12 protein-coding genes and 3 rRNA genes are annotated in these 23,440 nt (G+C 41.5%); 6 read left to right on the plus strand and 9 right to left on the minus strand.

What is annotated here, in order from left to right; all coding sequences use genetic code 11:
• Positions 1–263: 263 nt before the first annotated feature.
• The 5 genes from rrf to rhlB all read right to left on the minus strand — a co-directional run bounded on the left by rrf (position 264) and on the right by rhlB (position 8,591).
• Positions 264–378 (minus strand): 5S ribosomal RNA (gene rrf, locus MTP24_RS15280).
• 145 nt (positions 379–523) lie between these two features.
• Positions 524–3,410, minus strand: a 23S ribosomal RNA gene (locus tag MTP24_RS15285).
• Positions 3,411–3,705: 295 nt separating this feature from the next.
• Positions 3,706–5,241 (minus strand): 16S ribosomal RNA (locus tag MTP24_RS15290).
• Together the 16S, 23S and 5S rRNA genes form the textbook arrangement of a ribosomal RNA operon.
• A 535-nt stretch (positions 5,242–5,776) precedes the next feature.
• Positions 5,777–7,270, minus strand: a complete 1,494-nt coding sequence (gppA, locus tag MTP24_RS15295) for a guanosine-5'-triphosphate,3'-diphosphate diphosphatase (protein WP_243532021.1) — start codon at positions 7,268–7,270, stop codon at positions 5,777–5,779.
• A gap of 43 nt (positions 7,271–7,313) precedes the next feature.
• On the minus strand, positions 7,314–8,591 hold the full coding sequence (gene rhlB / locus MTP24_RS15300; RefSeq protein WP_006792443.1) for an ATP-dependent RNA helicase RhlB: 1,278 nt from the start codon (positions 8,589–8,591) through the stop codon (positions 7,314–7,316).
• Positions 8,592–8,682: 91 nt separating this feature from the next.
• Between rhlB and trxA the strand changes: the two genes are divergently transcribed.
• Both trxA and rho read left to right on the plus strand, forming a co-directional pair.
• Entirely contained in the window at positions 8,683–9,009 is a 327-nt protein-coding gene (gene trxA, locus MTP24_RS15305) for a thioredoxin TrxA (protein ID WP_006792444.1), read from the plus strand.
• Positions 9,010–9,191: 182 nt separating this feature from the next.
• The gene (gene rho / locus MTP24_RS15310; RefSeq protein WP_006792445.1) at positions 9,192–10,451 is read left to right on the plus strand and encodes a transcription termination factor Rho; all 1,260 of its coding nucleotides are present in this window, start codon (positions 9,192–9,194) and stop codon (positions 10,449–10,451) included.
• Positions 10,452–10,515: 64 nt separating this feature from the next.
• Here the strand turns inward: rho and MTP24_RS15315 are convergent, their stop codons facing one another.
• On the minus strand, positions 10,516–13,326 hold the full coding sequence (locus tag MTP24_RS15315; protein WP_243532023.1) for an ATP-binding protein: 2,811 nt from the start codon (positions 13,324–13,326) through the stop codon (positions 10,516–10,518).
• A gap of 76 nt (positions 13,327–13,402) precedes the next feature.
• Between MTP24_RS15315 and MTP24_RS15320 the strand changes: the two genes are divergently transcribed.
• Positions 13,403–13,978 (plus strand): DNA-J related domain-containing protein, encoded by a 576-nt coding sequence (locus MTP24_RS15320; protein ID WP_243532025.1) that lies wholly within the window; start codon positions 13,403–13,405, stop codon positions 13,976–13,978.
• Between the two features lie 5 nt (positions 13,979–13,983).
• On the opposite strand, the gene dbpA is transcribed toward MTP24_RS15320, so the two are convergent.
• Positions 13,984–15,372 carry an ATP-dependent RNA helicase DbpA gene (gene dbpA, locus MTP24_RS15325; RefSeq protein WP_008129499.1) on the minus strand — a complete coding sequence of 463 codons (1,389 nt, stop codon included), beginning with the start codon at positions 15,370–15,372 and terminating at the stop codon, positions 13,984–13,986.
• Between the two features lie 197 nt (positions 15,373–15,569).
• Between dbpA and MTP24_RS15330 the strand changes: the two genes are divergently transcribed.
• From MTP24_RS15330 to MTP24_RS15340, 3 genes are all read left to right on the plus strand, one after another.
• The gene (locus MTP24_RS15330) at positions 15,570–17,648 is read left to right on the plus strand and encodes a TonB-dependent receptor (RefSeq protein WP_008129497.1); all 2,079 of its coding nucleotides are present in this window, start codon (positions 15,570–15,572) and stop codon (positions 17,646–17,648) included.
• Between the two features lie 137 nt (positions 17,649–17,785).
• The gene (locus MTP24_RS15335) at positions 17,786–19,189 is read left to right on the plus strand and encodes a M20/M25/M40 family metallo-hydrolase (protein ID WP_243532028.1); all 1,404 of its coding nucleotides are present in this window, start codon (positions 17,786–17,788) and stop codon (positions 19,187–19,189) included.
• Between the two features lie 86 nt (positions 19,190–19,275).
• On the plus strand, positions 19,276–20,214 hold the full coding sequence (locus tag MTP24_RS15340; RefSeq protein WP_243532029.1) for a tetratricopeptide repeat protein: 939 nt from the start codon (positions 19,276–19,278) through the stop codon (positions 20,212–20,214).
• 52 nt (positions 20,215–20,266) lie between these two features.
• On the opposite strand, the gene MTP24_RS15345 is transcribed toward MTP24_RS15340, so the two are convergent.
• Positions 20,267–22,222, minus strand: coding sequence for a S9 family peptidase (locus MTP24_RS15345; RefSeq protein WP_138740641.1), 1,956 nt, complete (start codon positions 22,220–22,222; stop codon positions 20,267–20,269).
• An 83-nt stretch (positions 22,223–22,305) separates the two neighbouring features.
• Positions 22,306–23,214, minus strand: a complete 909-nt coding sequence (locus MTP24_RS15350; RefSeq protein WP_008129486.1) for a DUF808 domain-containing protein — start codon at positions 23,212–23,214, stop codon at positions 22,306–22,308.
• Positions 23,215–23,440 lie beyond the last annotated feature (226 nt).

Here is a 23,440-nt window from a genome sequence, read left to right on the forward strand (position 1 = left end):
CCCAGACAGAAAGAAACCCGTCACATTGCTGCAACGGATTTCTCTTATTTGAGGCTTGGTAATGTCATGGTGCCCACAGCGGTGAAGAGTCACAGTGAAATGTTATCTAACATAGGCCAGTGTATTGAATAACCAAAACACTGTTCACAAAGAGACGCTTTGCTCAGGAGACGCTACGCTTTAGAGAAGAAAATGTTAAATATTACTTTTCTGTGGACGTAAAAAAGCCGCTTCATTTCTGAAGCGGCTTTCTACAATTTGAAGCCTGGTAATGTCCTACTTTCACATAGCAAATGCTACACTATCATCGGCGCTGTTTCGTTTCACTACTGAGTTCGGCATGGAGTCAGGTGGGTCCAAAACGCTATTGTCACCAAGCAAATTTGGGCGTTAATCCGTATTTCTACGCACTAACTGAATTTGGAAAATATCTGATAATATTTTTTAAGTCTTTCTGTCAGTAATATCTACTTTAGTTATTAACTTCTGTCTTAACTGTCACACAAAACGCGTTTGGCGTTGTATGGTTAAGCCTCACGGGTAATTAGTACAAGTTAGCTTAATGGCTCACACCACTTCCACATCTTGCCTATCAACGTTGTAGTCTTCAACGGCCCTTCAGAGACTTTAAAAGTCTAGTGAGAACTCATCTCGAGGCCTGCTTCGCGCTTAGATGCTTTCAGCGCTTATCAGTTCCGAACGTAGCTACCGGGCAATGCCATTGGCATGACAACCCGAACACCAGCGGTTCGTTCACTCCGGTCCTCTCGTACTAGGAGCAACCCCTCTCAATTCTCAAACGCCCACGGCAGATAGGGACCGAACTGTCTCACGACGTTCTAAACCCAGCTCGCGTACCACTTTAAATGGCGAACAGCCATACCCTTGGGACCGACTTCAGCCCCAGGATGTGATGAGCCGACATCGAGGTGCCAAACACCGCCGTCGATATGAACTCTTGGGCGGTATCAGCCTGTTATCCCCGGAGTACCTTTTATCCGTTGAGCGATGGCCCTTCCATTCAGAACCACCGGATCACTATGACCTACTTTCGTACCTGCTCGACGTGTCTGTCTCGCAGTTAAGCTGGCTTCTACCATTACACTAACCGTACGATGTCCGACCGTACTTAGCCAACCTTCGTGCTCCTCCGTTACTCTTTGGGAGGAGACCGCCCCAGTCAAACTACCCACCAGGCACTGTCCGTAACCCCGATTCAGGGGCCAACGTTAGAACATCAAAACTACAAGGGTGGTATTTCAAGGACGACTCCAACAAGACTAGCGTCTCATCTTCAAAGTCTCCCACCTATCCTACACATGTAGGTTCAATGTTCAGTGCCAAGCTGTAGTAAAGGTTCACGGGGTCTTTCCGTCTAGCCGCGGGTACACAGCATCTTCACTGCGATTTCAATTTCACTGAGTCTCGGGTGGAGACAGCGTGGCCATGGTTACACCATTCGTGCAGGTCGGAACTTACCCGACAAGGAATTTCGCTACCTTAGGACCGTTATAGTTACGGCCGCCGTTTACCGGGGCTTCGATCAAGAGCTTCTCCGAAGATAACCCCATCAATTAACCTTCCGGCACCGGGCAGGTGTCACACCGTATACGTCATCTTGCGATTTTGCACAGTGCTGTGTTTTTAATAAACAGTCCCAGCCACCTGGTCACTGCGGCTCCCGTCCGCTTAGAGAGCAAGTCTCATCACAGATAGGAGCGTACCTTCTCCCGAAGTTACGGTACGATTTTGCCTAGTTCCTTCACCCGAGTTCTCTCAAGCGCCTTAGTATTCTCTACCTGACCACCTGTGTCGGTTTGGGGTACGATTCGGTATAATCTGAAGCTTAGAGGCTTTTCCTGGAAGTATGGCATCAGCAACTTCATCACCGTAGTGACTCGTCTCGTGTCTCAGGTTTAATGTTCGTCCGGATTTACCTAAACAAACGCCCTACTCACTTTCACATGGACAACCATCGCCATGCTTGCTTAGCCTTCTCCGTCCCCCCATCGCAATTATACCAAGTACGGAAATATTAATCCGTTTCCCATCGACTACGCCTTTCGGCCTCGCCTTAGGGGTCGACTTACCCTACCCTGATTAACATGGGATAGGAACCCTTGGTCTTCCGGCGTGCGGGTTTTTCACCCGCATTATCGTTACTCATGTCAGCATTCGCACTTCTGATACGTCCAGCATACCTCCCGGTACACCTTCAACCGCTTACAGAACGCTCCCCTACCACTCATACAAAGTATGAATCCGCAGCTTCGGTGCATAGTTTAGCCCCGTTACATCTTCCGCGCAGACCGACTCGACCAGTGAGCTATTACGCTTTCTTTAAAGGATGGCTGCTTCTAAGCCAACCTCCTGGCTGTCTGGGCCTTTCCACATCGTTTCCCACTTAACTATGACTTTGGGACCTTAGCTGGCGGTCTGGGTTGTTTCCCTCTTCACGACGGACGTTAGCACCCGCCGTGTGTCTCCCGGATATTACTTTACGGTATTCGGAGTTTGCAAAGGGTTGGTAAGTCGGGATGACCCCCTAGCCTTAACAGTGCTCTACCCCCGTAAGTATTCGTCCGAGGCTCTACCTAAATAGATTTCGGGGAGAACCAGCTATCTCCCGGTTTGATTAGCCTTTCACTCCTAGCCACAGGTCATCCCCTAACTTTTCAACGTTAGTGGGTTCGGTCCTCCAGTTGATGTTACTCAACCTTCAACCTGCCCATGGCTAGATCACCGGGTTTCGGGTCTATACCTTGCAACTATTCGCCCAGTTAAGACTCGGTTTCCCTACGGCTACCCTAATCGGTTAACCTCGCTACAAAATATAAGTCGCTGACCCATTATACAAAAGGTACGCAGTCACAGAACAAGTCTGCTCCTACTGCTTGTACGTACACGGTTTCAGGTTCTATTTCACTCCCCTCACAGGGGTTCTTTTCGCCTTTCCCTCACGGTACTGGTTCACTATCGGTCAGTTGGGAGTATTTAGCCTTAGATGATGGTCCACCTATATTCAGTCAAAGTTTCACGTGCTCCGACCTACTCGATTTCACTTAAAATGTCTTTTCATGTACGGGACTATCACCCTGTATCGTGGCACTTTCCAGAGCCTTCCATTAACACATAATAAGCTTAAGGGCTGTTCCGATTTCGCTCGCCGCTACTTTCGGAATCTCGGTTGATTTCTTTTCCTACGGGTACTTAGATGTTTCAGTTCTCCGCGTTCGCCTCGTTAACCTATGTATTCAGTTAACGATACCTGCAAGCAGGTGGGTTTCCCCATTCGGAAATCCTAGTCTCAAGTGCTTTTTACTAGCTTGACTAGGCTTATCGCAAGTTAATACGTCCTTCATCGCCTCCAACTGCCAAGGCATCCACCGTGTACGCTTAGTCACTTAACCATACAACCCAAACGGGTCTTTGTTTTGTGACAGTTTAACTTCGCCAGAAGTTAATATTGAATACTAAAGTAGATACCAATCAATCAACTCAAAGAGTGATTAAATGGCACTGAATGATACTGCTATCATTCTTTTTTACTTTTGAAAACTCTGTACAAATAACAATGTTATTCATACGAATTTTATTATCAGCTTTTCCAAATTTTTAAAGAGCATATTAATTAACTAAGCCAGTGGCTTAACTAATTAACAATCATCTGTGTGGACACTACGAACAAATAAGTTCTAAATCGTATAAGGAGGTGATCCAGCCCCAGGTTCCCCTAGGGCTACCTTGTTACGACTTCACCCCAGTCATGAATCACTCCGTGGTAAACGTCCTCCCGAGGGTTAGACTATCTACTTCTGGAGCAACCCACTCCCATGGTGTGACGGGCGGTGTGTACAAGGCCCGGGAACGTATTCACCGCGTCATTCTGATACGCGATTACTAGCGATTCCGACTTCATGGAGTCGAGTTGCAGACTCCAATCCGGACTACGACGCACTTTAAGTGATTCGCTTACCTTCGCAGGTTCGCAGCACTCTGTATGCGCCATTGTAGCACGTGTGTAGCCCTACACGTAAGGGCCATGATGACTTGACGTCGTCCCCACCTTCCTCCGGTTTATCACCGGCAGTCTCCTTAGAGTTCTCAGCATTACCTGCTAGCAACTAAGGATAGGGGTTGCGCTCGTTGCGGGACTTAACCCAACATCTCACAACACGAGCTGACGACAGCCATGCAGCACCTGTATCAGAGTTCCCGAAGGCACCAATCTATCTCTAGAAAGTTCTCTGTATGTCAAGTGTAGGTAAGGTTCTTCGCGTTGCATCGAATTAAACCACATGCTCCACCGCTTGTGCGGGCCCCCGTCAATTCATTTGAGTTTTAACCTTGCGGCCGTACTCCCCAGGCGGTCTACTTAATGCGTTAGCTTTGAAAAACAGAACCGAGGTTCCGAGCTTCTAGTAGACATCGTTTACGGCGTGGACTACCGGGGTATCTAATCCCGTTTGCTCCCCACGCTTTCGTACATGAGCGTCAGTGTTGACCCAGGTGGCTGCCTTCGCCATCGGTATTCCTTCAGATCTCTACGCATTTCACCGCTACACCTGAAATTCTACCACCCTCTATCACACTCTAGTTTGCCAGTTCGAAATGCAGTTCCCAGGTTGAGCCCGGGGCTTTCACATCTCGCTTAACAAACCGCCTGCGTACGCTTTACGCCCAGTAATTCCGATTAACGCTCGCACCCTCCGTATTACCGCGGCTGCTGGCACGGAGTTAGCCGGTGCTTCTTCTGTCAGTAACGTCACAGATATGAGGTATTAACTCACACCCTTTCCTCCTGACTGAAAGTGCTTTACAACCCGAAGGCCTTCTTCACACACGCGGCATGGCTGCATCAGGCTTTCGCCCATTGTGCAATATTCCCCACTGCTGCCTCCCGTAGGAGTCTGGACCGTGTCTCAGTTCCAGTGTGGCTGATCATCCTCTCAAACCAGCTAGGGATCGTTGCCTTGGTGAGCCATTACCTCACCAACTAGCTAATCCCACTTGGGCCAATCTAAAGGCGAGAGCCGAAGCCCCCTTTGGTCCGTAGACATTATGCGGTATTAGCAGTCGTTTCCAACTGTTGTCCCCCACCTCAAGGCATGTTCCCAAGCATTACTCACCCGTCCGCCGCTCGTCAGCAAAGTAGCAAGCTACTTTCTGTTACCGCTCGACTTGCATGTGTTAGGCCTGCCGCCAGCGTTCAATCTGAGCCATGATCAAACTCTTCAATTAAAAAGTTTTGTGTCTTTCGACAGCTCAATGAATTCTGAATTTATTTAATATCTTTCGATATTGAATTGACTGTGCTGCAATTCTTTTCTTAAGTAAAACCTAAGTAAGTTATTGCTGTTGGTCACTCAGTTTCAATTGAGACTCTAATTTGTTTGCCTCACTACCTAAGTAGCTTGGCTGTTAGAACTCAATCTGTACGAGTGCCCACACAGATGATTGCTTTATATTGTTAAAGAACGTTTGAGTTGCCTTAGCGACTCAAGGGAAGCGAATCTTACGCTTTCCTGTGTTTTTGTCAACACTTAATTTTAAACTTTATAAAAATCTAAACTCAAGTTTTACTCGACTCACTAAGTGGTTTGCTTGCCTCGCTAAGCGTTGCCTGCTCTGCCGTCTCAGTGGGGTCGCATTATAGGGAGATCCGAAAACAGATCAACCCTTTTTTGAAGAAAACTTGAAAAAACGTGTCGTTCGCGCATATTTTCATCGAAACGGTTACTTTAAACACTAAAAAGGCCCACAAGGGCCTTTTTACTCAATGAACGATAAGCTTCCAACCAAGTTTACTTTGCTGTTTAGACTCTTGTTGTAGTTCACTTGCCATTAATGGATGTTCTTTTAACCAGTTATTTTCGAATGTTAATGTTAAAACTTCATTCTTAGCGGTTAATTCAAAATGTGGCAGAACATCGTCCTGTCGTCTCATCGACAAAATAACGGATACTCGAAGTAATCTTACAATGTACTGCGCAAGAAGGTTGTTTGCACCTAGCGCGTTGAAGCTGTCTTTTGGTATATCAGAACGATGTGCATCGGCTACTGCCACAATTAACCTGTGCTCTGATTGCGAAAAACCAGGCATGTCGGTATTTTCTAGGATATACGCTGTATGCTTATGATACTGCTTATACTCTATTAGTAAGCCGATTTCATGTAACTGTGCAACGGCTTTTAATAGGGGTAAGCCATTTAAGTGATTAATTGGCCAATCTTCATTGATGCTTTGTGCGAGCTCAATTGCCAAACTAGAAACTCGTGATGCTTGTTTTTGGTCAACATGGTATCGACTCATAAACCCATCAACTGTTCGCTTTCTTATATCGCTATTATGAAACTCTGGCACCATGCTATATAAAACACCTTCACGAAGTGCGCCGCCTGCAAGTCCCATTTTTTCAATTTCTAACGATTCAAACAAAGCAATCAAGATAGCAAGGCCCGATACAAATACCAATCGACGATCTTCGCTTAAACCTGGAAGGTCTAACGCTGCAATGGATTTAAATGCAATTGATTGCTCTTTTATTGAATTAAGCTTTTCTAAAGTAAGAAGATCATCAAGGTTTTGTGCCACCATAATTTCTTGAATTGCTTGTACTGTACCTGATGCGCCTGATGCTATTTGCCATCCTGCGGCTTTGTATTCAGGAGCTATATTATCAATAACAGTTCGAGCAGCCTTTATAGCGGTATTGAAATTGCTATGTGTTAATAAGCAATCTTTAAAGTAACGCTCAAGGTAAGTAACACACCCCATGTTGAGGCTCTTGTATAAAAGTGCATCAAACTCTTTACCAATCACTACTTCAGTGCTTGCACCACCAATGTCAATAACAAGCTGTTTGCCAGTACATGCAGAAGTATGCGCTACACCTTTGTATATGGTACGCGCTTCTAATTCACCACTGATAACATTGATTTTATGGCCAAGAATTTTTTCAGCCTGCGCTTTAAATATTTCAGCATTGGTTGCTAAGCGTAATGTAGCCGTAGCTACTATTGTAATATTTTGATTTGGAATATCTTGTAAACGCTCAGCAAAAAGCGCGAGGCATTCCCAGCCTCGTTGCATAGCCTCGGTGCTTAATATGTTATTTTTATCAAGCCCTGCGGCTAACCTGACCTTGCGTTTTACGCGACCAATAGTTTGTAAACCGCCAGCCACTGATTTGGCAATAAGCATATGAAAGCTATTTGATCCCAAATCAATAACTGCGTATACATTTTTTTGCGGTATAAGTTGCCCCACCGTTCAAAAACCTCTAGTTACTACTACTTATACAAACGGTCTATTACGACCGTCCTTTTTGGTAACTATTATTTGGTCGACGTCCGTTATTGTTACTACGATTACGAGGACCATTTGAATAGTTGCGCTTTCTTTGAATAATAGGCTTAGTTAAATCGTCTAACAAAGCGGCTTTATCGTAATGCGATAAAGGAATGCTATGCTCTATGTATTCTTCAATTTCATGTAGGTTGTATGCATATTGTTCACACGCAAAACTTATTGCATGTCCTGATGCACCTGCACGACCTGTTCGACCAATACGATGAACATAATCCTCACAGTCGTCTGGTAAGTCAAAGTTAAATACATGACTTACTTCTGGGATATGCAACCCACGCGCTGCAACATCGGTTGCAACTAAAAAGTCTAATTCGCCTTTGCTAAATTGCGCTAAAATGCTTTGACGTTTTTTCTGGTTTACATCACCCGTTAGCATACCAACACGATGACCATCAGCTTTTAACCACGCATACACGGTTTCACAGCTGTGCTTAGTGTTTGCAAACACAATGGCTTTATCAGGCCACTCTTCTTCAATTAACGTTAATAAAAGCTTAATTTTATCTTCTTGTGAAGGGTGAAATAGCTCTTCTTTTATGCGTTTACCGGTTTTTACGTCTGGCTCAATTTGTACATGCTCTGGGTTGGTCATGTGTTCAAAAGCAAGTTCTTGCACGCGGTACGATAAAGTCGCAGAAAATAATAAGTTTAATCGCTTTGACGTATCTGGCATACGATCAAACATATAACGTATATCTTTTATGAAGCCCAAATCGAACATACGATCAGCTTCATCAAGCACAACAACCTCAATTTCATTAAGGGTGTAACAGCCTTGCTTGTACAAATCGATTAAACGACCTGTGGTGCCAATTAAAATATCTACGCCTTTTTCTAATTGTGCACGTTGTTTTTCGTAATCTTCGCCACCATATACTAAACCTAAGTTAAGATTACAGTGTGGCGCTAAAATTTTTGCATCTTTGTGTATCTGAATCGCAAGCTCCCGAGTAGGGGCCATGATCAGGGCTCTTGGATGTTTACTAGGTGCTTTGCTAGATTGTAACAACCGATGGCACGTAGCAGTTAAAAATGCCAACGTTTTGCCTGTACCTGTTTGTGCTTGGCCCGCAATATCGCGTCCATCACAAATAAAAGGTAGGCATTTTGCTTGAATAGGTGTGCAATATTCAAACCCATTCTCGGTTAGACCGGCAACCACTTCCGGTGCGATAGCAAAGTCTGAAAACTTTTTATCGGTTAAATGTGTCTTAGTCATAGCGTTTAAGCATAACGTTTAAACTTGCAATAAGAAACAAGAGTGTTTAAATACGCACTAAATATTTCGCCTAACTAAATCGGAGAGCGCAATGAGCGAGAAAATAATCCAAATTACTGACGATAGCTTTGAAGCTGACGTATTACAATCAGACAAGCCTGTACTAGTAGACTTCTGGGCTGAATGGTGCGGACCTTGTAAAATGATCGCCCCTATCCTTAATGAAGTTGCTGATGAATACGACGGTCGTGTTGCTGTTGCTAAACTTAATATTGACCAAAATGCTGGCACTCCGCCTAAATTTGGTATTCGCGGCATCCCTACTTTGCTTCTTTTTAAAGATGGCCAAGTTGCTGCAACTAAAGTTGGTGCACTTTCAAAAACACAACTTATCGAGTTTTTAGATAACAACATCTAATAGACTAGAACTAAAAAAGGGCTTTTTGCCCTTTTTTTGAATTTATTTTGTATAAACACTGGACGCTATGCCAGTGAACTGCTAGTTTATAAAGCCAACTAATCCTTAGTTATATTCAACCAACCTCACTCAACGATCAAAGCGACTTTGAGTATGACAATTGTAATAAAGAACCCACCAATATGCATTTACGCGAATTAAAAGACAAGTCTATAAAAGAACTTGTAAACTTAGCTGAGTCCATGGGGCTCGAAAACGTAGCCCGCTTAAGAAAGCAAGATATCATTTTTACCATATTAAAATCCCATGCCAAAGGCGGAGAAAATATCTTCGGCGGTGGTGTCCTTGAGATTTTGCAAGATGGTTTTGGCTTTTTAAGATCATCAGAAGCTTCTTACTTAGCTGGCCCAGATGACATTTATGTATCACCGAGCCAAATTCGCCGCTTCAGTATGCGTACTGGCGACTCAATTTCAGGCCTTATTCGTCCACCAAAAGATGGTGAACGTTACTTTGCATTACTTAAAGTAAACGAAGTTAACTTTGATAAACCTGAAAATTCTCGCACCAAAATTCTTTTTGAAAACTTAACGCCACTGCATGCAAACGAACGTTTCCGCATGGAACGTGGTAACGGTAGTAAAGAAGATATCACTGCTCGTGTACTTGATTTAGCATCACCAATTGGCCGTGGCCAACGTGGTTTATTAGTAGCACCGCCAAAAGCGGGTAAAACAATGCTACTGCAAAACATTGCACAATCAATTACGCATAATCATCCTGATGTAACGTTAATGGTTTTACTAATTGACGAACGTCCTGAGGAAGTAACTGAAATGCAACGCCTTGTTAAAGGTGAAGTTATTGCATCAACGTTTGATGAGCCTGCATCTCGTCACGTACAAGTTGCCGAAATGGTTATCGAAAAAGCAAAACGTTTAGTTGAGCATAAAAAAGACGTTGTTATTTTACTTGATTCAATCACGCGTTTAGCACGTGCTTACAACACCGTTATTCCTTCATCAGGTAAAGTACTTACCGGTGGTGTTGACGCTAATGCACTACACAAACCTAAGCGTTTCTTCGGTGCCGCACGTAACGTTGAAGAAGGTGGTAGCTTAACAATTATAGCCACTGCACTTATCGATACTGGCTCTAAAATGGATGAAGTTATCTACGAAGAATTTAAAGGTACTGGTAACATGGAATTACATCTAAACCGCAAAATTGCGGAAAGACGTGTATTCCCAGCTATCGACTTTAACCGCTCTGGTACTCGCCGTGAAGAACTACTTACTAAGCCAGATGAGCTGCAAAAGCTATGGATTTTACGTAAAATCGTTCATGAAATGTCAGAGATTGACGCCATGGAATTTTTAATCGATAAACTATCAATGAGTAAAACCAATGATGAGTTTTTTGATTCGATGAAACGCCAATAAACGCATTTAAGTAATACAAAAAAAGCGCCCTGGGCGCTTTTTTTATATTTGTTATAATGTGTACTTACGTTTCATTATATTTGTGTAATACAGCCTGGAGCTCTGACACAAGCTGATTAATATATTTCATATCTTTTTCGCCTTTTTGCAATAAGGCGCTGTCTAAATTTTTCGCAGCTGAAGCTATTTCCTCTAAGGCGAACATTTGTGCTGCACCTAATATTCGGTGGCTATCTTTTTGCAAAGCGTCAAAGTCTTCACTTAGAAAATGCTGTGTAATATTTTCGCTTTCTAAACCAAAACTTTGTTTAAAACTTATTACTAAATCACTGATGTCTATCTCACTTGGTACATTAGGTTCGTCCGAATGAACTTGGTCTAAATTTTCTGACAAGGTTTTATAAAATAAGTCTTTATCCAATGGCTTTGCAAGGTAACCGTTAAACCCTAATGTAAGGTAGTCGTCAATTTCGTGACTCATTGCGTTTGCAGTGAGCGCAAATATTGGCCGTTGAAAACCACATTTTTTCAATAGCTCAAAGGCCGCTCGTCCATCCATTATAGGCATTTGAATGTCGAGTAATACAAGATCTGGGTACTCTTGTAAGCAACGCTCTACAGCTTGCTCACCGTTTTCTACCGCAATTACATCAAGCCCTAATGAACGCAAGTAACGGCTAATAAACCTACGGTTATCTGCATGATCCTCTGCAAGCAGGACAGTACCGCTTAGTTGCACTTTATTTTGCTCTATTTGCCCAATATCGCTTTGATCACTAGAAACTTGCGCACAAGGTAAAAAGAACGAAAATTGACTTCCTTTTTTATATTCACTTTGCACGCTAATATACCCGCCCATCATAGAAGCGAGCTGCTGCGATAAACTAAGCCCCAAACCTGTACCACCAAAACGTCGGCTAATACTGTTATCTGCTTGGCTAAAGTATTCAAAAATGAGCTTTAATTGCGATGAGTTCATACCTATACCGGTATCTTTAACAATCAGTACAATACCCTGATCTGTTTTATTTAATGCAATTAATACCTGCCCTGATTGGGTAAACTTAATTGCATTTGCACACAAATTAATGAGAATTTGTTTTACTCGCATTATATCAAGGCGGGTGTAAAACTCATCGCCCACCTTATTTTCAAGCACAAGCCTGAGATTTTTTGCTTTTGCCTGAGGGTTAAACATTGCGTGCACATCGTTAACCAGTTGAACCATGTCAAAACAAGAAACATTAAGCTCTAACCTATTCGCTTCTATTTTACTTAAATCAAGTACATCGTTGATCAAACTTTTTAAATGGTTACTGTGCCGCTGAATAATAGCTAACTCATCTTTTAGCTGTTCAGGCTCGTATAAACCATTCATTAAGTCGTCTGTTTGTCCGAGAATCGCCGTTAGTGGTGTTCTTATTTCATGGCTAACATTAGCCAAAAATTGACTTTTAACATCATTAGCTGCTCTTAACTCTTGGGCAACAGCTTGAAGCTCTGCTGTGCGTTGCGCCACTTGCTCAGCTAAATATTGTTTTGCCCGTTTTTCTGCGCCGCGTCGGTATAAAGCAACCCCTGTCACTATGACTAAAAATAACAGTACAAAAATAAACACCGTTAACTGCGAACGCTGATGCATTTTTAGTTCTTGTAATTTACGGTCTTGTTTCAGCTCTTTAATTTCTTGATTCAATTGTGTGGCTTTAAATTGTTTTTCTAGCACGGCTAGGGCTTTAACAATAGAGTCGCTTCTTAATTTACGTAATTCGTTATTGTACTTTTCATGCAACTGCATTGCATTTTCGTAGTTTCCCCTGCTCGCTTCAATCAAAGCGTGGGTGCCAAGTCCATCTCGCATTATGCGATCATTACTATGCTCTTCAAGTAATTCAAAAACGCGTTCAATATTCGTTTTTGCCTCATCTAACATTCCCCTTACAAGCTGAACTTTTGCAAGAGTTTGCAGTGCAGTAAGTTCTAAGTTTTTATTATCAATTTTAAGTGAATACTCTATCGCTAATTGCGCTTGCTCATAGGCTAATTCCACTTTATTGAGAATAATATTGACGTTTGCAATGTTAGTGTACTGAGTCGCTAACTTATTCATATTGTTGACGGATAGGTAATAACGGGTTGCTAATTGGTAGTAATGCATCGCTAAATCTAGCTGGTTGCTTTCAAAATAAACCACCCCCATATTATTATGCACCATAGCAATACCCAAATTATCATCTAACTTGCGAAAGATTTTTAACACGTCTTGATAAATACTCATGGCATTTTCATAACGAGATAAGCGTATATAAACGCCTGCTATGTTAATTAAAATATCGCCTTTATCCTGTTCACTACCCACTTTTTCGTAAATCTCTTTTGCTTTTAGGTAGTAATCAAGCGTTGCTACTAATTTATGCATATTAAAATAAGCTAAACCAATATTATTCAATAAATTTGCTTGTTCTAATGGTTGGTTATTAATTTTTGCAATATCAAGTGCACGCGTATATTGAGTAATTGCTTGTTTAAATAAGCCTTGATAAAAAAGTGCAACACCTTGCATTTTAATTGCACGAAAGTGCTCGCTAGGAAGAAGTGATCCAGAAGTTTCTTGCTCTAATAATTTAAAGTAATTAAAAGCATCGCTAAAGTGGCCGCTCGACAGCGCAGTATCGGCAAGGCCTGCATATATTACAGCACGACTTTGAGCTGTAATACGTTGGTTATTAAGTAAGGCGTTACCTAATTCAAGCTTTGCATCCCATTGTTGTTGTTGTTTAAACTCTTCTAATAATGGTTCTGATTGTTGAGCATAACTTGGCAAATAGAACAAACTGCATACAATGAATAAGAGGCACTTGAGCTTGCCATGCATAATTTTAATCCTTCAAATTGTTACGTGTAACAATGTAATCTGTACTGAAGATACACTAAATACTAGGACCTAAACAATGCTTAACCCACTGATTGACCGAATATTTGACTTAATATTAACCCAAAAAGTGTGGCAAGTTCATATCCTAGCAGCTGAGCTTATTAATTGTGGCGCAATTAAGCCACTTGATAAAAACCCTGAACGTGATTTATTTAAGCGTAATTTTTTAATTATGAATGCATTGTATCAACTACAGGAACAACTTCACCCTAAAAGTCTCTTAATATCAACACTTCATATAGAACTCATTGAAACAAGCATAGAAAGCCCTACAACGGTTAAATCAAACTTAAAAGATTATTATTTAGACTGGGGGAATTACGAAGCAAGCGAAGAGCAAATTAATGAGCTACTCACAAGTTTTTGGCAAAAGTTTAAGAGGGTAAATAGCGCGCCAGCTTTAGCAGAAGATCACTTTGACACACTGTTGGCAAAGTGGCAGCTAACAAATGATTTTTCACTTAAAGAATTACAAAAACGTTGGCGACAGCTTGCACTGGCGAACCACCCAGACAAACCTACTGGCTGCGAGAATGCATTTAAGCAAATAAAAGTAGAGTACGAGCAGCTTAAACCGGCTGCTCGCTCATAAATTGATTAACGCGTTAGGCGACGAGCACGAATTTTACGCCCTTTTATATTACCTTCGGTTAATTTACGAAGTGCCGGTTTAGACGCATTACGTTCAACAGCTACAAATGCGACGTTATCAAGAACATTAATTTTACCTACTTGACGCCCAGCAATACCGTCTTTACCCGTTAACGCACCTAAAATATCACCTGCACGCACTTTTTGCTTTTTACCTGAATCTATCATCAGAGTGACCATGTCTGGTTTGTACGGTGGTTTGTCCAACAAATTATATGAAGGCATTGGCTCTGGCTCAAAGTCGCGCTCATAGTGATCACCAATTTGCGCTACTTTAAATTGCTCTGCATCACCATAAATTGAGCAAGCAATTCCTTTTTTACCCGCGCGGCCTGTTCGCCCAACTCGGTGAACGTGCGTTTGCGGATCATGCGCTAAATGGTAGTTGATTACCATGTCCATATCGTCAATATCTAAACCACGTGCGGCAACGTCTGTCGCGACTAAAATAGACGCACTTTTATTAGCAAAATGAATCAGAGTGCGCTCACGGTCACGTTGTTCTAAATCACCATGCAATGCCACGGCGCTGAAACCTTCATCGGCTAAATCATCGCACACTTGCTGCGTTTCTACCTTGGTGTTACAAAACACAACACAACTTTGTGGTGTAAATTTAAGTAATAGTAACTTAAGTGTTGGATAGCGCTGTTTATTGTTATCCATTTTGTAGAAGTATTGTTTTATTGTGCTTTTTTCTTGCTCTTCTTCTACTTTAATCATCTCTGGGTTACTAAGTACACGCTTTGCTATCGCTTCGATTGCGCGTGGAAAAGTAGCACTAAACAAAAGCGTTTGGCGGTTTTCTGGAATACATTCAATAATCGCATCAAGGGTATCTTGAAAGCCCATATCAAGCATTTGATCGGCTTCGTCTAATACTAATGTTTCTACATCGTCTAACCGTAAAGTCCCTTTGCGAATATGGTCATCTACGCGCCCTGGTGTACCAACAATGATGTGTGCACCGTGTTCAAGCGACCCAATTTGCGGCCCAATTGATACACCACCACATAGCGTTAATATTTTAATATTATGGATACCACGCGCAAGCTTACGCATTTCAACAGCCACTTGTTCAGCAAGTTCACGTGTTGGACATAAAACTAGCGATTGAATTCTAAAACGTTTTACGTTTAATTTAGCAAGCACACCTAAACTAAACGCAGCCGTTTTACCTGAGCCGGTTTTTGCCTGCGCAATGATGTCTTTACCTTCAAGTACAGGTGGCAAACTTTGCGCCTGTACAGGTGTCATGTGGGCGTAGCCAAGCGTCGATAAATTATCAACAAGTCCAGCTGGTAAAGCCAAAGATGAAAAAGCAGTTGAAGTCACAGTAAATTCCATAGCAGTAAAAATAACGCAGGATAAAGTCCCACTAAATATGCCGCTAATAATAGCAGAATTCGTTATTGGCAACCATTAGCAAACACATTATAAAATATTGTTAATAAAAACATATTGCAAATGATATTTATTTTCATTAAGATTGCGCTTCACTTTTTATTCACATATTGAGCTGGAAGCATCAAATGAAACTGAGTTCACTTTACATCGCACTATTAGCAACAATAACAACAAACACATATGCAAACTCTACCGACCTTGAACATATTGAAGTCAAAGGAAGTTTCTTTAATGACTACAAAGTAGATAACGCAAATGGTGCAATGAGAACATCAACTTCATTACTTGATACTGCTCAATCAGTGACTGTAATTAGCGATATTATTATTAACGAACAACTTGCGACAACACTAGGTGAAGTACTTTCAAACGATGCAAGCTTAACGGCTGGTTCTAAACAACGTAACCGTGAAGTATTTAACTTACGTGGTTTTGAGCTTAGCTCATCAACGGGTTACTTACGCGATGGTCATCAGCACTGGTCGCACTATCAACAACCCATTGAAATTTTACAGCAAGTAGAAGTTATTAAAGGTCCATCGAGCATTTTATATGGTCAATCAGGCCCTGGCGGACTAGTTAATATGGTCACTAAAAAGCCAACAGCACAAACTTTGTTCAATGCCAGTGCTGATGTAGATCAACACGGTTCAACGCGGTTTATGCTTGATGCTAGCGGAGCATTAACGGATGCAGAAGATTTACGTGCACGCGGTATTTTAGTTAAGCAAGATGTTGATTACTGGCGCGAATACCAAAATGGTGAAAACCGCGAGCGTGACCGCTTTTTAGGTGCATTTATTGTTGATTACGACATTAGTGATAATGCCTTAGTACGTGTGCATTACGACCGCACAGACGACGAAGCAGGTTTAGACACCGGTGCATGGATAGACGACAACGCCAACGTTATTGGCGACGATAAAACTATTCGCGATATGTCTTGGGCGTTTACCGACATAACGGTAGAAAATGCGGGCATAGATTTTAAAGTGTTTTTAAACGATAACTGGCAAGTAAAACTTGGTTATAACGAACAAACATTTGAGCGCCAACGTTTTGAGTCAGCGCCACGTAAGCCGGGTAATTTTGTTGAAGGCGACAGCTATGAGTCTCGCCCGTACGACCGATTCGACGACTGGCAATTTAAAACAGCATTTATCGACTTCATTGGTGAATTTGAAACAGCCGGTGTTCATCATCAATTATTAATTGGTGCTAACTCACTTGATTATTATTATGGCCAGCGTCGCACCTCAGCTGATTCATTTAATTTTATAGCAGGCCAAGCAGAACCAAGTCGCCCAACTGTCAGTTACAAAACTGACGACACTATTAGCGAAACAGAATACGACTATTACGGTATTTATGTGCAAGACTTAATCACGTTTTCGCCACAATGGCAGCTATCGCTTGGTGGTCGCTACGATAAGCAAACACGTGAAGATGCAAATAATGAATCGTTTGTGCCAAAAGTAGGTGTTCTTTATCACCCTAATGCATCAGCTACCATATACGCGAGTTACTCTGAAGGCTTTGAGCCTCAAGGAAGCGATACTCTTGTAAACGAAGACGATATAAATAATGGTATGAAGCTTGACGCCGTTACCTCTGAGCAAAAAGAAATTGGCGTTAAGTGGCAATTGTTTGATGATCGCTTAATGCTAAGTGGTGCACTTTTCGATATAAGTAAAAATGGCACACTAGTTACAGAAACACTTGATATACCAGTGGGTGATTTAATCTCTGAAACAAACCAAATTGGTGAACAGCGCCACAAAGGCGTTGAACTAACAGCGCAAGGTGCGGCAACTGACCGTTTATTCGTAATGGCATCGACTATGTATTTAGATGCAAATTACGAGCGTGACGAAGATTTAGAAGGCAAGCGCCCTACTGATGCGCCTAAATGGTCTGCATCTCTTTGGACACGTTACGAATTAAACGACGCGATTGCATTTAATGCGGGTGCATTTTACGAAGGTGAGCGCTTTGCAGATAGTGCCAACACGATTACTAAAGATGCCTACACACGCGTAGATGTAGGTGCAACTTACAAACTTAAAGTAAGCAAAACCGATGTTAACTTACGCCTAAACATAGAAAACTTATTTGATGAAGATTATCTAGCCGGTGGCGGAACAAATAACGTAACAATAGGTGAAGGTACTAACGTAAGACTGGCTGCCCAGTTTAGCTTTTAATTAAGCGCTTTAATTACCAGCCCGCGCTTAAAATACGCGGGCTTTTTGCGCTTTAAAGCCGCTCATTCATCTCATTCTATTTTTTACGTCTTTATTACATGTTTTAATAGCCGCAATTACAAACAAGGCTAATTACCATGAAAAACCTCATCACCGCGCTACTGCTTACCATTAGCATGGCAGCCACTGCCAGCAGCAACGAATTTACACCAAAGCAATTACAACAAGTAGATGAAGTGCGTACCACTGCACTTAATAGCCACCTAAGCTATGAGCTATTAGAGTCACTAACAACAGAAGTTGGCCCGCGCTTACCAGGCACCGAAAACGACAAAAAAGCCGTTGCATGGGCGCAAGCTAAATTTAAAGAACTCGGTTTTGACAAGGTATGGCTTGAAGAGGCGACGTTCCCAGAGTGGCGCCGCTACAGCGAAAGTGGAAAAATATTAACGCCTAGCGAACAACCCCTTCATTTAACCGCGCTAGGTAATAGCATAAGCACACCCAAAGAAGGTATTAGCGCACCCATTGAATTATTCGAAACACTTGATGAGCTAAAAGCTGCACCGGCTAATAGCTTAAAGGGTAAAATTGCTTACATTAATTACCGAATGAATCGCGATATAGACGGTAATGGTTATGGGCCCGCTGTTAAAGCACGTGCCACTGGAGCAATTGAAGCTTCTAAAAAAGGGGCTGTGGCCTACATGATGCGCTCAGTAAGTACAGGTCATCACCGTTTTGCCCACACTGGCGGTAGTTATTACAAAGAAGGTGTTAAAAAAATACCTAATGTAACCATTGCCAACCCCGATGCCGATCAAATTGCCCGTTTAGTCGCTTTAGGTAAAAATGTATCGGTAAATATAAATGTACAAACCGAAAACCTTGGCGAAGGCACTAGTTACAATGTTATAGGCCAATTCAACGGGACTGAAACCCCTGAACAATACGTATTAATTGGCGGACATTTAGACTCATGGGATTTAGGCACGGGCGCACTTGATGACGGCGCCGGCGTTGCATTAACTATGGCGGCTGCTAAACATATTAGCGATGTAAAACGCCCTAAACGCAGTATTCGCGTTGTCCTTTTTGCCGCAGAAGAGCTTGGTTTATGGGGTGCAAAAGCTTACTTTGCGAAACATAAAAACGATTTACACAATATTGTTGCTGCCGCAGAGTCTGATTTTGGCGCTGATGTAGTTTACGGTTTTGAATCAAATGTAGATGCAACGTCACTGCCTGTAGTGCGTGCTATCGCGAAAGAACTTGCTCCTTTAAATGTTGAGTACATTGGTAAAAACCAAGCTAACGGCGGACCCGATCTAATTCCATTTAAAAATGCAGTCTCGGCACCTATTTTTGAACTAGCCCAAGATGGTACAGACTACTTTGATTATCACCACACTGCTGACGACACGCTTGATAAAGTGACGCCAGCAAAGCTTCGTCAAAATACAGCAACCTATGCGGTATTTGCACTTATGGCAGCAGATGCAAAAGCAACAATTAAACCAAAAGTAACAACAAAAGAGTAGCAGACATACTTACTTACAGTTTGCTGCTTTAAAAAATATGCCCCTTGATTTACTTTAGTAGAAATTAAAACTCGGGGCATTATTGCATGCTGCTTTTCAACACCAGTCAGTCCTTTCCTCACTTTTCACAAACGCAGTGCTGCCCAAACTGCCAAAGCGATAGCTATCACTTAGTAAACCATAGCCGTTACTTACGTTTTACGATTATTCCTATCGTACCTTTAAAGCTAAACTACAACCGCGAATGCTACCAATGTGGGCATAACGAAGCCATTAATTTAAAAAAGCTCCCCTTAATTGAAAAACTAAGCCTGCCAAAATACGGGATTGGCTTAATTTTATTATTGTGGGTAATGGTATATTTTTTTCAACAATACACCGACAACCAAGCACTCAAATACAACTACTTAAATAACCCACAGGCATTTGATACATACTTAGTTCACGCTGATAAATTTACTCACGAACCATGGACGCTAACAAATTTAAAAGTGGCCCAAGTGCTAAGCTTTGACGAGCAATTTATTACTTTTCAAGTAAGCAACTATAGCTATAAACGCAACCGAGGCATAACCACGGCGATGCGCACCAGCTTATTAGTGCAACGCGATTATTTTTCAACAAGCACAATTACCTTACCGCGTGATGAGGTAAAGCGCTTATATGACAGTGACGTGATTTACGATGTACTACGCCCACACGCTAATAGCTTGTATGGCGGGTTTGTGATGTTTCCGCCTAAACCTAAGCCTTTATACAAAGGTTTAAAGCTAGATAAAAATAACCAGCAAGGCATTATGTACTTTAAAGATGGGCAATTTGAAGAAGCCTTAGAGAGCTTTAAACTTGCTGCAGAGTCAGGCTCTCAATGGGGTCAGCTTAACCTTGCACAAATGTACCGAGACGGGCAAGGTGCAGACAAAAACACACAACAAGCTATTTACTGGTATAAAAAAGCAATTGCTCAAGGTAATAGTAAAGCAGCCTACGAGCTTGAGCAGTTGTGTAAATTTATAACGTGCTAATTAAAAAGCCAGTTGTAAATTGGCTTTTTGTAATAAGGATATCTGCAATAGACTAAAAACTCATGTGTTGCTCTAAAAAACTAAGCACTTGTTTGTAATAACGAGACCGATGTTCTTCTTTATAAAAACCATGTCCCTCATCTTCTAAAAGCTCGTATATATAAGGATGCTTATATTTTTTCAGAGCCGTAACTAGCGACTCAGCCTGCTCTATAGGTGCTCGACGATCTTCACCACCATGAACAATGAGAACCGGCGCTTTTAACTTGTCAATATTATAGCTAGGGGAAAACTGTTTGAGTTTCTCTTGATTCGTTCCAATCGCACGTTCAAGATAGCGTTGACCTCTTTCTTGTTCTGCAATATCGCCCTCATCAAACATAAGTGGTAAATCATACACTCCAACAACTCCAATGGCGCATTTGAACATATCAGGCTCTATAATGGCGCTTTGTAAAGCTGAGTACCCCCCAAAACTAGCCCCCATTATACAAATGTTATCTTTATCAACAGTACCCTTGTTGATTAGATCTTTTACACCATCAATAATGTCAAATTGTATTTCGCTACCCCATTTTAAATGACCTGTATGCTCAAAATTACGACCAAAACCACCTGAGCCTCTAAAGTTAATCTTTAAGACTGCGATACCTCTATTAGCTAACAGCTGTGCATCAGGATCATAACCCCACCAGTCCCTTATTCCATGAGGACCACCATGTGGCATAACAACCAGTGGCATATTTTCTTCTTCCATATTATTAGGAACAGTTAAATAACCATGTATAGTTAACCCATCACGTGCTGTATAGTTTATAGGCTTGGTAATTGCCATTTCATGCGGTTTAATCCAGCTACGAGAAGAAAACAAAAAGCGTAAATTGTTTTGAGTCGAGTCGAATAAGTAATAATCACCTGGGTTAGTATCACTTGAAGCATAAATTACACTGACGCTACCATCTAATGTACTGCTTACAAGTTGTACTTGATTACCCTTCAATGATTGTAGCAATGCCTTTAAGTAAGTACTTTTTTGTGAACTACCACCAACAAAAGAGTAGGTGGGATAGCCTAACTCATGTTCAATCGCAAAAAGCTCTTTCGATACTTCATCCACCCAAACTCTCTTAGGGGATACGAACTTATCTTTATGTAATAGTTCGAATTTTTTTGTATTTAAATTAAGTTTATAAAGTCCTTCTGCCTCGCCGGCCTGAGATGCAGTGACATAAACTGAGTCACCTGAATCATCAAAAGCTCTAAGATTAACATCACCATATGGAAGACCACCTAAGTCAAGTTTTGTCCATTTACCACCTGATTTACCACGCGTATAGATACTTTGGTCAATATAATTTTCGTTTGAAACAGCCACACGAACATTGCCATCATTATCAGTTAAGAAACCAGCCATCTTAGCAGGCGAACGCACAACTCTCTTTCGGTGTCCTTTATAAACATCTACTTCATATACTATAGTGTTTGGCTCGTTTGAAGCTGTCCAAGGTATTGTATATACAAGCATTTTACGGCGATTACTTAGTAAAGGGTCAAGAACAAAAGAAGTCCCTCTGACTGAAGTTGCTTTTTTTATATTACTCCCTGTTTGCATTTCACCTTGATAACCAACTAAATATTTACCCTGGCTACCATCTGCATTTACACCAAATAATTCACCGTGATACTCAGGCTGCTCCTTCCAGCCTCTTAAATACTCTTTAGCAAGAACGATTCGTTCATTATTTACCCAGTTGTAATTACCTACTTGCCCATTGCCTGGGAACTGAACTGCATGCATTGGTTTAAAAGTAGCAACATCTAAAATCATGAGAACTTTTTTACCCTCTGGACGAGTAATAACAGCAAGATACTTACCATCTGGCGATAACTTAACGCCATCAAACTCAGTTGCCTTACTAAAGCTTTCAATAGACAAATGATTAGTTTTAGCTTGTGCGCTAGTTATTAAGACAGCAAATAACAAAAAAACAGATAGGAGTTTACTCATAAAAATCCTTTTTTAAAAATTAGTTAGAACATAACTTTACAAAAAATACACATAAATAACAATAGTTTAATATTGAAATGAAATTATTTAATGTTGGCTACTCTCCTGCACAATAAATCAAACAAAACAATAACCAGCCCGGCAACAACGCCTAACAACCCATCAAAAATAAGCGGAGCTAATACCTCACCTATATTGCCTAGTATTGATTGCGCATAGCCAATCATATTAAGTTGTGTGTGGTGCAGTAACTCAATACCATGAGATAAAATACCCCCTCCCACCAAAAACATAGCAACAGTACCTGCAAACGCTAAAAATTGCATAAGTCGCGGTGCTGCTGCAAGTAAGCCTTTACCTATAAACTCTTTAACCGTACTGCCAGAGACTTTAGATTGATTCACCAAATACAAGCCAGCATCATCAAGTTTTACAATGGCAGCCACAAGTCCGTAAACACCTATAGTCATAACAATGGCTATTACACAAAGCACTAAAGATTGATTAAGCAATGTTTGACCTGCAACAGTGCCGAGCGTAATAACAATAATTTCAGCCGATAGAATAAAGTCCGTTCGTATCGCGCCTTTTATTTTTTGCTTTTCATATTCAACTAAATCAGGCGTTTCGTCGCCATCGGCAATATCATCGTGATGAGGTAAAAATCGCGCAAATACTTTTTCAGCCCCTTCAAAACATAAAAACAAACCACCTAAAATTAAAAGTGGTGTAATTAGCCATGGCAGCCAAACGCTGATCATTAAAGCCGCTGGAACAAGAATGGCTTTGTTTAAAAATGACCCTTTTGCTACCGCCCATACAACAGGTAGCTCTCTGTCGGCTGACACACCCGTTACTTGCTGTGCATTGAGTGCTAAGTCGTCTCCTAAAACACCCGCCGTTTTTTTTGTCGCAATTTTACTCATGGTTGCAATGTCATCGAGTAAAGCCGTTATATCATCTAATAATGTTAAAAGGTTAGTGCCTGCCATTGTGCTTCCTAAGGTCTGTTGTTCTTTCAATGTTAATTTGCAGCAGCCGGTTTGGTTCTTCCTAGGGGCTACTTACTCTTTGTTGCTCGGCTTTTACTTAGTCCACTAGGTTACAAACTTCGCGCCGCGATTAAATAGCCCTTAGTGTGGACAAATTTCAAGCCGAAAAGATCAACAGACCCTATCTTATAAATAATTTAATCAACATAACGTAAAGCACGTCTTT

It is taken from the genome of Pseudoalteromonas sp. APM04 (assembly GCF_022809815.1).
GTDB classification, from domain to species: Bacteria; Pseudomonadota; Gammaproteobacteria; order Enterobacterales; family Alteromonadaceae; genus Pseudoalteromonas; species Pseudoalteromonas marina.

Coding starts and splice junctions, on each gene's coding strand:
- rhlB (WP_006792443.1), bottom strand. CDS start 8,591: ATGACTAAGACACATTTAACCGATAAAAAGTTTTCAGACTTTGCTATC.
- trxA (WP_006792444.1), top strand. CDS start 8,683: ATGAGCGAGAAAATAATCCAAATTACTGACGATAGCTTTGAAGCTGAC.
- rho (WP_006792445.1), top strand. CDS start 9,192: ATGCATTTACGCGAATTAAAAGACAAGTCTATAAAAGAACTTGTAAAC.
- MTP24_RS15315 (WP_243532023.1), bottom strand. CDS start 13,326: ATGCATGGCAAGCTCAAGTGCCTCTTATTCATTGTATGCAGTTTGTTC.
- MTP24_RS15320 (WP_243532025.1), top strand. CDS start 13,403: ATGCTTAACCCACTGATTGACCGAATATTTGACTTAATATTAACCCAA.
- MTP24_RS15330 (WP_008129497.1), top strand. CDS start 15,570: ATGAAACTGAGTTCACTTTACATCGCACTATTAGCAACAATAACAACA.
- MTP24_RS15335 (WP_243532028.1), top strand. CDS start 17,786: ATGAAAAACCTCATCACCGCGCTACTGCTTACCATTAGCATGGCAGCC.
- MTP24_RS15340 (WP_243532029.1), top strand. CDS start 19,276: ATGCTGCTTTTCAACACCAGTCAGTCCTTTCCTCACTTTTCACAAACG.
- MTP24_RS15345 (WP_138740641.1), bottom strand. CDS start 22,222: ATGAGTAAACTCCTATCTGTTTTTTTGTTATTTGCTGTCTTAATAACT.
- MTP24_RS15350 (WP_008129486.1), bottom strand. CDS start 23,214: ATGGCAGGCACTAACCTTTTAACATTATTAGATGATATAACGGCTTTA.